Annotated in this window: 14 protein-coding genes; 7 read left to right on the top strand and 7 right to left on the bottom strand. The window is 30.5% G+C overall.

The genetic code is table 11. From position 1 onward, the window contains the following. The first annotated feature begins 223 nt into the window (after window positions 1–223). The 3 genes from LOS86_RS05440 to LOS86_RS05430 all read left to right on the top strand — a co-directional run bounded on the left by LOS86_RS05440 (window position 224) and on the right by LOS86_RS05430 (window position 2,218). A complete protein-coding gene (locus tag LOS86_RS05440) occupies window positions 224–802 on the top strand; it encodes an outer membrane beta-barrel protein (RefSeq protein ID WP_231843611.1) in 579 nt (192 codons plus the stop codon). Between the two features lie 91 nt (window positions 803–893). Beyond that, entirely contained in the window at window positions 894–1,502 is a 609-nt protein-coding gene (locus LOS86_RS05435; protein WP_231843610.1) for an outer membrane beta-barrel protein, read from the top strand. A 107-nt stretch (window positions 1,503–1,609) separates the two neighbouring features. After that, entirely contained in the window at window positions 1,610–2,218 is a 609-nt protein-coding gene (locus LOS86_RS05430) for a hypothetical protein (RefSeq protein ID WP_231843609.1), read from the top strand. Window positions 2,219–2,333: 115 nt separating this feature from the next. On the opposite strand, the gene LOS86_RS05425 is transcribed toward LOS86_RS05430, so the two are convergent. Next, window positions 2,334–2,960 carry a rhomboid family intramembrane serine protease gene (locus LOS86_RS05425; protein ID WP_231843608.1) on the bottom strand — a complete coding sequence of 209 codons (627 nt, stop codon included), beginning with the start codon at window positions 2,958–2,960 and terminating at the stop codon, window positions 2,334–2,336. A gap of 79 nt (window positions 2,961–3,039) precedes the next feature. On the opposite strand from LOS86_RS05425, the gene LOS86_RS05420 reads away from it, so the two are divergent. Next, window positions 3,040–3,930: a lysophospholipid acyltransferase family protein gene (locus LOS86_RS05420; protein WP_231843607.1), complete on the top strand. Its 891-nt coding sequence runs from the start codon at window positions 3,040–3,042 to the stop codon at window positions 3,928–3,930. A gap of 59 nt (window positions 3,931–3,989) precedes the next feature. On the opposite strand, the gene LOS86_RS05415 is transcribed toward LOS86_RS05420, so the two are convergent. The 3 genes from LOS86_RS05415 to LOS86_RS05405 are packed head-to-tail and all read right to left on the bottom strand — an operon-like array spanning window position 3,990 to window position 6,751. After that, entirely contained in the window at window positions 3,990–5,477 is a 1,488-nt protein-coding gene (locus LOS86_RS05415; protein ID WP_231843606.1) for an aminotransferase class V-fold PLP-dependent enzyme, read from the bottom strand. Window positions 5,478–5,504: 27 nt separating this feature from the next. After that, on the bottom strand, window positions 5,505–5,981 hold the full coding sequence (locus LOS86_RS05410) for a hypothetical protein (RefSeq protein ID WP_231843605.1): 477 nt from the start codon (window positions 5,979–5,981) through the stop codon (window positions 5,505–5,507). A gap of 5 nt (window positions 5,982–5,986) precedes the next feature. Further along, complete coding sequence (locus LOS86_RS05405) at window positions 5,987–6,751, bottom strand: MBL fold metallo-hydrolase (RefSeq protein WP_231843604.1); 765 nt, start codon at window positions 6,749–6,751, stop codon at window positions 5,987–5,989. A gap of 108 nt (window positions 6,752–6,859) precedes the next feature. Here LOS86_RS05405 and LOS86_RS05400 point away from each other — a divergent pair, with 108 nt between their 5' ends. Further along, on the top strand, window positions 6,860–8,344 hold the full coding sequence (locus tag LOS86_RS05400; RefSeq protein WP_374107581.1) for a TonB-dependent receptor: 1,485 nt from the start codon (window positions 6,860–6,862) through the stop codon (window positions 8,342–8,344). A 67-nt stretch (window positions 8,345–8,411) separates the two neighbouring features. Continuing rightward, window positions 8,412–8,885: a 23S rRNA (pseudouridine(1915)-N(3))-methyltransferase RlmH gene (gene rlmH / locus LOS86_RS05395; RefSeq protein ID WP_231843603.1), complete on the top strand. Its 474-nt coding sequence runs from the start codon at window positions 8,412–8,414 to the stop codon at window positions 8,883–8,885. A 158-nt stretch (window positions 8,886–9,043) separates the two neighbouring features. Here rlmH and LOS86_RS05390 read toward each other — a convergent pair whose 3' ends face one another. The 3 genes from LOS86_RS05390 to folP are packed head-to-tail and all read right to left on the bottom strand — an operon-like array spanning window position 9,044 to window position 11,131. Next, a complete protein-coding gene (locus tag LOS86_RS05390) occupies window positions 9,044–9,514 on the bottom strand; it encodes a peptidase associated/transthyretin-like domain-containing protein (RefSeq protein WP_231843602.1) in 471 nt (156 codons plus the stop codon). A gap of 54 nt (window positions 9,515–9,568) precedes the next feature. Continuing rightward, on the bottom strand, window positions 9,569–10,306 hold the full coding sequence (locus LOS86_RS05385) for a hypothetical protein (RefSeq protein WP_231843601.1): 738 nt from the start codon (window positions 10,304–10,306) through the stop codon (window positions 9,569–9,571). Window positions 10,307–10,309: 3 nt separating this feature from the next. Then, window positions 10,310–11,131, bottom strand: a complete 822-nt coding sequence (gene folP, locus LOS86_RS05380) for a dihydropteroate synthase (protein WP_231843600.1) — start codon at window positions 11,129–11,131, stop codon at window positions 10,310–10,312. A gap of 69 nt (window positions 11,132–11,200) precedes the next feature. On the opposite strand from folP, the gene LOS86_RS05375 reads away from it, so the two are divergent. After that, a complete protein-coding gene (locus tag LOS86_RS05375) occupies window positions 11,201–11,740 on the top strand; it encodes a DUF1599 domain-containing protein (protein ID WP_231843599.1) in 540 nt (179 codons plus the stop codon). The last annotated feature ends 29 nt before the right edge of the window (window positions 11,741–11,769 follow it).

Raw genomic sequence — 11,769 nt, 5'->3', positions numbered from 1 at the left:
CTATCAATAGAAAATCATAAATTTCAAAAATAATTCCTTATGTAAAAAAATGTAAATAAATACTTTTACCAACAATGTATAAATACACTTATTTATTATGATTTGACTTGGTTCAAATTCACTGAATAATTAATTTGTGTATTTACTAAATCGAAAAAACATTAACTTTATGCCTTAAGCTAATTTATAAAAATACAATCACAAGTAATTTTTAAAAAACATCATGAAAAAAACACTTTTTATTTTATTATTGAATCTAAATTTTGCTTTATTTTCTCAAGAATCCAAACTTAGTATTGAACTAAATTATCCTATCCCTGCCGACAATAATTTTATTGGAAAAAATTACACAGGTATAGTTGATATTGGAGGGAAATATAAAATTATTGATAAAAATATTTTAGATTTTGGAATTGCTTTAAATGCAGGCCTTTTAAAATATAATAATTCGAAAATTAATTCATCACAGAATTATAAAATTTATGCTTATCCAATTCAACCTAAAATATTTTGTGAGTTCAACATCAAAAATATTAAGAGGCTCCATCCATATACTTCACTTGGCTATAGTTTTATAATATTCAAGGCAACTGGAACCAATAATGGATTTGATATTTCAGACTTAAATGACACTCAAGCTGGGATTAACTTAAATTTTGGTTTATCTTATGACATTACAAGTAAACTTTTTGTGAATGGACAATTTGACTTTACTAAACTTCAAGAAGAAAATGGAATTCCAAATACTACCTTTAATACAAATGTTAATTTAGTAAAATTTGGTATTGGTTTAAGATTATAAAAACTATATTCAAGAATAGTTTACTTTGAAGATAACTTCATGATTATCTAACTTAAAATCCAAATGTAATTATAAAAACTAAATCCTTAAAATGAAAAAAATTACTCTTATTATTATCTTTTCTTTCTTTTTTAACTTTTCAAATGCTCAAAATTTTAGTTATGGAACTATTCTAGGATTTAATGCATATGATGTTGAAATAAACGGTCCAATAAATGCAGGGGCTGGATATAGTAATGTAAATTTTGGAGGTTTTATTGATTATAGTTTAAGTAATAGTTTTGGTATTAGAGGAAACTTGATATATAATAGCGTAAAAGAAGATAATTATTATCTAATAAATGGGAATCAAGTAGTAGGATATTTATTTAAAGAATCTGAAATAAAATCTTTACAATTGCATACACTTTTGAAATTCGATGTAAATAAAGAATATAATAAGGGGTTTTACTTAATTGGTGGTTTTAGAATGACTAATATTTTAAATGCCAAATTTGATGGTCAAGAAAATGATAATTTTTATAAAAAAATCAATTTCGGAGGAATATTTGGTTTTGGGGTTAATTTCGCAAAACATTTTGGAATTGAATTACTTCCAGAAGTTAATTTAACTAACACTATTGATTCAGAAAATAATAAATCTAAAAATTTTGGAGCCTACTTAAATCTAACCGTTAATTTAGAGTCAATAATTAATTAACAATTTCTTTTGGAAATACTTATAAGCAAGTTAATAGCATTAAAGAAATACTTAATAAAAAAACGTTCCAAATCAAATCAAAAAGATGCTGTAAAAGAATAATAAAAATGAAAAAAATCCAGTTAATTTTACTCCTAATTTCGTCTATTTGCTATTCACAAACTTCTACAAAAGATGGAATTAATATTGAGATTAAAAAAGTAAAAATTGTTGATAATGTTAGTGTAGTGGGTATACGCCAACTTAAAGTAACTAGTGACAAATTACAAAAAATAATGATTAAGTCTAAAATTAATTCTACAGCTGATAATAGAACTAAATTAAGTGCATTTTCACTTTTAGATACTAAAAACAAAATACGATATCGCCTAGCCGATTATAAAGGTTACACAGGTTTTATTGGATATCCTGAATTAATTCCTTTTCTAAAAACAGAATTGCTTAACAAAAATGGATATCCTTTGCTAGATGCACCTCCTTACGATCCGTCTGAAAAAGATTATTTTTATGACTATGATGTTAATGGTTATATGAACTTAGAATTACCTATTAACTTTGGGACAGAAAAAAATCCAAAAAAAAGTATTTTATACTTTGGAGAAACGTCGTATAAAAATTTTACCGCTGAATTATTTTTTGCACTATTGGTTGATCATATAAATTCAGATTTTGAATTATATTACAAAGACGAAAAAATAGCAGATATCAAATTTTAATGTATAAGAAAATTAAACTGGTCAGCTTACTTAACTGTTTTTAAAAAAATCGTATTCTATTTGATTAATCCTGATTTAAAAATTGAAAATTAACCCAAATAATTTTTTACTATTCTTAAATTTTCTTCATTTTAGCTAAAACAAATAAAATAACAATAGGAATTATCAAAGCTATAACGGTTATCGGTTTTTCAGTAATAAAATGGGGATTTTTTGCTAACGTAAGTCCAAAACCACCAATTGCACCTCCAAAATGTGCCACATGACCTATGTTGTCATTCTTAGCTTTCATGCCATAAATGGAAAATAGTAAGTATAAAAATCCAAAAACATATCCTGGAATAATTACATAAACATATAAATTGGGTTCTAAAAGAATAGCACTGTAAATGATTCCCGTAACAGCTCCTGAAGCCCCAACTGCTCTGTAATAATAATCGTCTTTATGAAAAAATAAGGTAAGTAAATTTCCTGCAACTAAACTTCCTAAATACAAATAAGCAAAATACAAGGAACCAAGATGATTAATTACAAAAGGCGTAAACATGTAAAGCGTTATCATGTTAAATGCTAAATGCATACTATCTACATGCAAAAATGCTGAAGAAAACATTCGGTATTGTTCACCAGATCGTATACTCCCAATATGAAATTCGTATTTTCTAAAAAAATAAGTATCATTAAATCCTTTAAAACTTATAAGTCCGTTAGCCACTAGAATTAATAACAATACAATGTTCATGGTGATTTTTTTGTAAAATTAAGAATAGTTTTCAGAATAAACTTATTTGTAAAAAAGTATATTTGTAAAAAATTTTGAAATGCAATTAGTAATTTATCTCATTATATACCCTTTTTTATGGGTAATTTCTATACTCCCTTTCCCTATTTTTTATCTTTTTTCTGATGCAGTCTGTTTTTTAGTCTATAGAATAATTGGATATCGCAAAAAGGTAGTTCGTCATAACATAAAATTAGCACTACCCCATTTATCAAAGAAGGAACGATTATCTGTTGAAAAGAAATTTTACAGCCATATGTGCGATATGTTTCTGGAAATGATAAAAACCATGAGTATTTCGCAAAAAGAAATGGAAAAACGTTTTGTTTTTACCAATATGGATGTGTATTATGATTTGGAAAAGAAAAACAAAAGTATTGCCTTAATGTGTGCTCATTATGCTAGTTATGAATGGGTGATTTCAATGAATTATTACACTAATTTTAAAGGATACGGTATTTATAAAAAATTAGCCAATCCTCATTTTGATGCTTTAGTGAAACGAATTCGCTCTAAGTTCAAAGCCGAACTAATTCCGACAAGGGAAACTATTGCGGTAATTAACAACAACTACAAAGAAAAAGTATTAAGCTTATACGGATTTGCAAGCGACCAATCGCCAAGACCAAATGCAGCTTATCATTTTACTTCATTTATGGGACACGTGGTTCCAGTTCATACGGGTGCCGAAATGTTGGCCAAAAGATTTGATATGAATATCATCTTTTTAAAAGTAAAAAAAGTAAAAAGAGGGTATTATGAAGCTAGTTTTGAATTGTTAACTGATGATGCTACATCTGTACCTAATTACGAGATTACAGATCGCTTTTTAGCTCTTGTAGAACAACAAATCTACGAAGCTCCTGAATATTATTTATGGACACATAAGCGTTGGAAAACCATTATAGAACCAGAAAGTAAAATATCCTAAAAGTCTTATATTGTGTTACTGAAATAAGTCTATAATTAAGACTTTTAAGATACTCCTTTTTATAATTGAAACCAGCTGTTTACTTTTTCTTTGATTTCGCTTTTGAAATTTTTATGAATAAATTCATTAGTTCGAGGATTGTATTCGTAATCGGCACTCCATTCTTTATGATTGGCCGCTAATTCTTTTATTTTATTACAAACAAATTCAATTTCTTCGGTTGTTGTTGTTGGATGTATTGACATTCTAATCCATCCAGGTTTTTGAATTAAATCACCCGAAGTAATTTTACAAACCAAATCATGTGAAGTTTCTTGGTCAACGTGCAACAAATAATGTCCGTAAGTACCCGCACAACTACAACCTCCTCGCGTTTGAATTCCGAATTTATCATTTAATAATTTAACACCTAAATTGTAGTGCAAATCATCAATATAAAAGGAAATAACTCCTAATCGATCTTGATGCTGATTAGCTAAAATATGAAGATTCTCAATATTCCCTAAAGCTTCAAAAATATAATCTACCAATTCATGTTCTCTCTCCAAAATATTTTGAACGCCCATTTTGTCTTTCAATTGGATAGCTAATGCCGTTTTAATTACTTGCAAAAACCCAGGAGTTCCTCCATCTTCTCTATCTTCAATATTATCGATGTATTTGTGCTCTCCCCAAGGATTGGTCCAGCTAACGGTTCCTCCACCAGGACAATCGGGAACATTATTTTTATATAAGTTTTTATTAAAAATTAACACTCCAGATGTGGCAGGCCCTCCTAAAAATTTATGTGGCGAAAAGAAAATAGCATCCAAATAACTTTCTGGATCTTCTGGATGCATGTTAATACTTACATACGGACCCGAGCAAGCGAAATCAGCAAAACAAACGCCGTTGTTTTGATGCATCAACTTTGCTACTTCATGATATGGGGTTTTAATTCCGGTTACATTGGAGCATGAAGTAATGGATGCAATTTTAAAACTTCTATCTTTATATTTTTCTAATAAAATTTTTAAATTTTCTATACTAAACAAGCCGTTTTCATCTGCAGGAATAATTTCAACATCGGCAATGGTTTCTAACCAAGACGTTTGATTCGAATGATGTTCCATGTGAGAAATAAAAACTACCGGTTTAATCGCTTTTGGAATAGTAGTAAACTCTTTTAAATTTTCTGGAATGCGAAGTCCTAAAATACGTTGGAATTTATTTACAACTCCTGTCATTCCAGTTCCATCGGTAATTAAAATATCATTTTCATTGGCATTAACATGATTTTTGATAATATGTCGCGCTTCATGATACGCCATGGTCATTGCGGTACCTGTAATAGATGTTTCAGTATGTGTATTGGCTACAAAAGGTCCAAAATCATTCATCAATCGTTCTTCAATAGGTCGATACAATCTTCCACTTGCCGTCCAATCGGTGTAAATGATTTTCTTTTCCCCAAAAGGAGAAATAAAGTTTTGATTGATTCCGATAATGTCTTTTCGAAATGCATCAAAATAATATTCTAATTTGGTTTTAGTTTGTGTTGTAGCCATTGTAAAAACTATGTAGGTTAGTAATGATTAGTATAACACCGTTTCAACGGTTTCAAATTGGGTAACTTTTCCTTCTTCTACAAAATATTTTAATAATACTTGTCCCCATAAATCTCCATTTGAAAATTCGGCAATAATCCAACGGTGATTTAAGGTTTTTGAAGTGTTAATTAAAAATGGTTTTCCATCAATTGGATCATAAGGAACTAAAGGATTTCCGTTTTTATTTTCGTTTAATGAAATTAAGTCTTCCTTTACTTTAATTCCTACTTTTTTATAGTCTAAATTATTCGAATAAAAATATTCTTGCGCATCTTCATCACTTTCCAAAGCAAAGTAATTAGCATTTGCTAAAGCAGCTACAGAATCTCTTGAAGTAAGCAAATTGGTCTTTACATGATCCATTTCTTTTTGCTTTGCATCTAAAATTTTAGTCGAATTCACATATTGGAATACATTAAATAATAATGAGAAAATCAAAGCGTACAAAATAACATTCTTCATAAATCTTACATATTAATTACTAAATTATCATAGGCCAAAAAAACATGTTCTGGCAACTTATTTTGAATTTCTTCATGAAAGCCAAATAAATGGCTGATATGCGTTAAATAGGTCGTTTTTGGCTGCACCAAAGATATAAAATGTAATACTTCTTCTAAATTAAAATGAGTAGCATGTGGTTCTTCTCTTAAACAATTTACAACCAACACCTTACAATTTTTAATCTTATTTATTTCTGAAGTTTCTATTGTTTTTACATCCGTTAAATACACAAAATCTTGAATACGATAGCCAAAAACCTGTAAAGTACCATGCATGGCATTAATTGGAACTATTTTCTCGTTATTTACAGAAAAGGATTGGTCTTCTTTTACTTCATTTTCAACGACAGAAGGTGCTCCAGGATATTTATTTTCGGTTTGAAAAATATAATCAAATCTTCTTTCTAAATTTTTTAACACGCGTTGGTGTGCATAAATTGGAATTGCACCTTGTTTAAAGAAAAAAGGACGAATATCATCTAAACCTGCCGTATGATCGGCATGTTCGTGTGTAAACAATAAAGCATCAATATGTTGGCATTTTGAATTTAGCATTTGTTGTCTAAAATCAGGTCCACAATCAACAACTAATGAGGCTTTTTCAGTTTCAACCCAAACGGAAACTCGCAGTCGTTTGTCTTTTTCGTCTGAACTCAAACAAACAGAATGCTGACTTCCAATAACCGGAATTCCCTGAGACGTACCTGTTCCTAAAAAATATACCTTCAAATCATAAAGTTTTGCACAAAAATAATAATAATTATGGTGTTATTTACAAAATGATTAACTTTGCCAATAGAGTTTTAATTTGATATACAAAGCCCCAAAGGTGATTTCATGAAAAGTATAGTAACAGACATCAAAGTTCGAGGAGATAAAGCGATAGAGCAAATTCCATCCATCAAAGACAAAGCCTTACGAATTAATCTTAACGAAAGTATCTATGGAACTTTTGCTGAGATTGGAGCCGGACAAGAAACCGTTCGTAATTTCTTTAGAGCTGGAGCCTCTTCTGGAACCATTGCAAAAGCTATGTCGGCATACGATAAGGATTTTAGTGATGCTATTTATGGTGAGGAAAAAGACGGCCGTTATGTAACGGAAAGTCGACTAAGAAAAATGCTTACTCATGAAATCAATCTGGTAGAGCAACGTTTAAGTAGAGATAAACATCCGAACAAATTGTTTTTTAGTTATGCCAATACTGTTGCTACTATTGATTTTGCTAAACAATACAAAGGGCATGGATGGGTAGGAATTGTATATCAAGTAGAGCCTGATGAAGCATATAACGAAATTATTCTTCACATCCGTTTTAAAGAAAACGATGCTAAATTACAACAAGAAACACTTGGTATTTTAGGGGTAAATTTAATTTATGGTGCGTTTTACAAATACAACGATCCAAAAAAATTACTTCGCTATTTGTATGACCATTTGGATAAAGACCAATTAGAAATAGACACTATTAACTTTTCTGGTCCTCGTTTTGCTGATGTTGACAATCGTTTGATGAGTTTACAATTGGTTAAAAACGGAATGACGGATGCCGTAATGTTTGGCCCTGATGGTAAAAATATATTACCTGCTGCTGTACTATATAAGAAAAACATCTTGGCTTTAAGAGGAAGTTTTAGACCGGTTACTAAAGTTAATATGGATATGTATGAACGTTCCTATGAAATGTTTATACAAGAAAATAAAGTAGATAAAGACAATACTTTTGTGGTTTTTGAAATTACACTTTCCAATTTAAAAGCTGAAGGTGAAATTGACGAACGTGATTTCTTAGATAGAGCTGAGTTACTTTGTAAACTAGGTCAAACCGTAATGATTTCTAACTTCCAAGAGTATTTCAAAGTAGTTGAATATTTCTCTAATTATTCTAAAGCTCGTATGGGATTAGCTATGGGTGTAAATAACTTAGTTGAAATCTTTGATGAAAAATACTACCGCCATTTATCAGGTGGAATTTTAGAAGCTTTTGGAAAATTATTCTACCGCGATTTAAAAGTGTACTTGTACCCAATGAAGGATGAAAATGGCAACATTATTACATCTGAAAACTTAAAAGTACATCCTAGAATGAAAGAATTGTATAAATTCTTTAAGTTCAATGGAAAAGTAATTGATATAAAAGATTTTGAAGAAAAGAATTTAGATATTTTTTCAAGACATGTATTAAAAATGATTTGTAACGGAGAATCGGGTTGGGAAGAAATGCTTCCTGAAGGAACAGCTTCCATAATTAAAGAAGAAAAACTGTTCTCTTATTCTTGTGAAATTGATACTCCTGAAAAAGAAGCTGAAAAAATTAACTAATATTGAAAATCACTCCAAAAAGAGTGATTTTTCGTTTTACGCAACTATTTTTGCAAAAATAAATCCTATGAATATTCGTCTTATCGCTATCGGAAAAACAGACAATAAAGCGCTTCAATCTTTAATTGATGACTATACCAAGCGTTTGTCTTTTTACGTGAAATTTGATTTGGAAATCATTCCCGATATCAAAAACGTAAAGAATTTATCCGAAGCCCAACAAAAAGAAAAAGAAGGCGAATTGATTTTATCAAAAATCACCCCAACCGATCAATTAATTTTATTAGATGAAAACGGCAAAACATTTAGCAGCGTTGGTTTCTCCGACTTTTTGCAAAAGAAAATGAATGCCGGAATTAAAACCTTAGTATTCGTCATCGGAGGTCCATACGGGTTTAGTGAAACCGTTTATAAAAAAGCACAAGGCAAAGTTTCCTTATCCGAAATGACGTTTTCGCATCAAATGGTACGATTGTTTGTAATCGAACAAATTTATAGAGGGTTTACGATTTTGAGAAATGAACCTTATCATCATCAGTAAGATGGAGTTGGGAGTTAGGAGTTGGGAGTTGGGAGTTGAGAGTTGAGAGTTGGGAGTTATTAGTTATTAGTTTTAAAGAGAAAAATGTTCTTCTGAAAGAGAATGTATAGTAATACTTAGCGATAAACTGATTTATTATATACTATCTTATTTTTAAACTACTTCCCTTTTCTGTCTAAATCTGGTTGAATTGGTTTAAAATTTCTAACATAACAGCTTTGTTTATTCTGAAAAATTCCCTTGTCCGTTGCAAGTAAATGTTTTTCATTCAACTTTTTAAATCTTTTCTTTCGTAATCTGTCTATTTTTTTTGACGAAATAAAATCATATATAACATAATGCATCATAATAACTTCAACATTTTCACAATCTTCATTCAACTTAATGTCAGCAAACTCCATACCTGTGAAGCGAAACAATAAACTATCATTTTTTTGTGAAATGATAATTTTAAATCGACCATCAAAATCCGTTTCTCCAAGGAGTTCATTATCAGAATTTTTTATTTGCACCCCAGCTAGCGGTTCTAAATCTTCAGAGATCACTTTACCATAAACACTTCTATTTTGACCATTGACGAAAAAACCTAGAAAAAGTACAAGAATTATTATTAAATATTTAATCTTCATAATAATCAAATTTATTTAGTTGAATTCTCCCAACTCCCAACTTCAAACTCCCAACTATAACTTACACCCACATTCTGGCAATTTCTTCTCATCGTACACAAACTCGAAAGAAGACAATTGAATTTCATTATTCGTTGCTTTCCAAGCCAATATTTTATTTTGAATGTATTGGTCATACGTTAGACGGTTATCGAAATTCAAATGTAGCATCGTGATTTTTCCATCACTAGTAAAATCGGCAAATTCTTTGATGTAATTGGCAAATTCTTCTCTTGAAACTTCCACTCCATCAACTGTAATTCTATTGTCTTTATTGAAGTTTACAGTGAAATTGTGGTAATTTCTGTAATGTTCGGCATGTTGTTTTATAAAGAATTTTGAAAAATGATTTCTATACTTGAATTCCACATCTGTAAATGGGAAAAAAGCCAAATTCTTCGCCACGCTATCGGAATAAGTAAAAACGTTTAAAGTACCTTCTTTTGAATGCGAACTGCGTTTCTTTTTGTCTTGTAAATGCATCACTTCTGGAATGACTAATTTCAACGGCAAACGTTTGTCGATATTAAAAACCCAATTGGTTGAAGAGATTGAATTCTTGCGATTTACTTCTACAATGGTATCCATTTTCTCTTTAAAATCGGGATTTTCTTTTATTTTAAAAAACATATAGATGGGTGAATGATCGGTCATTTCTTTTAAAACCGAAACATTTTCTTGTGGTAACAATACTTCTTCTTTATTACAAGAAAACAAACCTATTAAAGCAACAATAGCAACTAATTTCTTCATTCTTTATTTTAATTTACTGACTAATTTTATACATTCCACCGCTTCTTTTACATCGTGAACTCGCAGAATTTTTGCCCCTTTTTGTAATGCAATCGTATTTAAAACAGAAGTTCCATTCAAAGCTTCTTGTGGCGAACTTTCCAATACTTTATAAATCATGGATTTTCTGGAAACTCCTACTAATATTGGCAACTCTAAGATTTCGAACAACTCCATTTTATGCATTACTTCGTAATTCTGTTCCAATGTTTTGGCAAAACCAAATCCAGGATCAATCACAATATCCGAAATTCCAAAGCTTCTCGCCTTTTGAATTCGCTCTGAAAAGTAGAAAATCATTTCTTTAACAATATCGTTATAATCTGTCAAACTTTGCATCGTTTGAGGATTGCCTCGCATGTGCATCATGATGTAGGGCACTTTCAATTCGGCAACAGTTTCCAACATTTTATCATCCAACAAACCTGCGGCAATGTCATTTACTAAAGCTACTCCATTTTCTACTGCTGCTTTTGCAACATGAGCTCGAAATGTATCAACTGATAAAACAATATTAGGAAAGGTTTCAACTAATGATTTTACAATAGGAACCAAACGATTAATTTCTTCATCTTCCGAAACAAACTCGGCACTTGGCTTACTCGAATATGCTCCAATATCAATGAAATCAGCTCCTTCCGATAGCATTTTATCCACTTGATGTATTATCGAATTGATTTCTTTATGCTTTCCACCATCGTAAAACGAATTGGGCGTCACATTCAAAATCCCCATCACTTTTGGAGTGGTTAAATCGATTAAATTTCCATTGCAGTTGATATTCATCTTAATTTCTTTTCCATTTTGAGTTAATTCCTTACTTTTGAAAATTCTCACACAAATATACAGCAAATAATGTCGAATACTTCTCAACAATATGATAAAGTTATAGCGGTTTGTCGCGATTTATTTTCAAAAAAAGCACATGATTACGGCACCGCTTGGCGCGTTTTACGTTTGCCTTCCTTAACTGACCAAATTTTTATTAAAGCGCAAAGAATTAGAAGCTTACAAGAAAATGAAGTACGTAAAGTGGACGAAGATGAAACTTCTGAATTCATAGGAATTATCAATTATTGTGCGATGGCTTTGATTCAAATGGAAAAAGGAGTTGCCAATCAACCTGATATGTCGGCTGATGAAGCGGTACAATTATACGATGAAAAAATCGCGGAAACGAAAGCCTTGATGGAAAATAAAAATCACGATTATGGCGAGGCTTGGCGCGATATGCGAGTTAGTTCGTTAACCGATTTAATCATTCAAAAGTTACTTCGCGTAAAGCAAATCGAAGACAATAAAGGAAAAACTTTAGTTTCAGAAGGAATTGACGCGAATTACCAGGACATGATTAACTATTCAGTTTTCGCTTTAATATTAATGGAAAATAAATAACAAGTCGTTAACACATTACCTTTTTTGTA

This window comes from Flavobacterium cyclinae, from assembly GCF_021172145.1.
Lineage (GTDB): Bacteria > Bacteroidota > Bacteroidia > Flavobacteriales > Flavobacteriaceae > Flavobacterium > Flavobacterium cyclinae.
Note: the sequence above shows the minus strand (reverse complement) of the source record. Positions and strands in the feature narration are given on the sequence as shown.

What these genes read in the sequence shown, in the direction of transcription:
- folP (WP_231843600.1), bottom strand. Translation starts at nt 11,131, where the DNA reads ATGAATATCAACTGCAATGGAAATTTAATCGATTTAACCACTCCAAAA.
- LOS86_RS05415 (WP_231843606.1), bottom strand. Translation starts at nt 5,477, where the DNA reads ATGGCTACAACACAAACTAAAACCAAATTAGAATATTATTTTGATGCA.
- LOS86_RS05440 (WP_231843611.1), top strand. Translation starts at nt 224, where the DNA reads ATGAAAAAAACACTTTTTATTTTATTATTGAATCTAAATTTTGCTTTA.
- LOS86_RS05425 (WP_231843608.1), bottom strand. Translation starts at nt 2,960, where the DNA reads ATGAACATTGTATTGTTATTAATTCTAGTGGCTAACGGACTTATAAGT.
- LOS86_RS05430 (WP_231843609.1), top strand. Translation starts at nt 1,610, where the DNA reads ATGAAAAAAATCCAGTTAATTTTACTCCTAATTTCGTCTATTTGCTAT.
- LOS86_RS05400 (WP_374107581.1), top strand. Translation starts at nt 6,860, where the DNA reads ATGAAAAGTATAGTAACAGACATCAAAGTTCGAGGAGATAAAGCGATA.
- LOS86_RS05410 (WP_231843605.1), bottom strand. Translation starts at nt 5,981, where the DNA reads ATGAAGAATGTTATTTTGTACGCTTTGATTTTCTCATTATTATTTAAT.
- LOS86_RS05375 (WP_231843599.1), top strand. Translation starts at nt 11,201, where the DNA reads ATGTCGAATACTTCTCAACAATATGATAAAGTTATAGCGGTTTGTCGC.
- LOS86_RS05385 (WP_231843601.1), bottom strand. Translation starts at nt 10,306, where the DNA reads ATGAAGAAATTAGTTGCTATTGTTGCTTTAATAGGTTTGTTTTCTTGT.
- LOS86_RS05420 (WP_231843607.1), top strand. Translation starts at nt 3,040, where the DNA reads ATGCAATTAGTAATTTATCTCATTATATACCCTTTTTTATGGGTAATT.
- rlmH (WP_231843603.1), top strand. Translation starts at nt 8,412, where the DNA reads ATGAATATTCGTCTTATCGCTATCGGAAAAACAGACAATAAAGCGCTT.
- LOS86_RS05435 (WP_231843610.1), top strand. Translation starts at nt 894, where the DNA reads ATGAAAAAAATTACTCTTATTATTATCTTTTCTTTCTTTTTTAACTTT.
- LOS86_RS05390 (WP_231843602.1), bottom strand. Translation starts at nt 9,514, where the DNA reads ATGAAGATTAAATATTTAATAATAATTCTTGTACTTTTTCTAGGTTTT.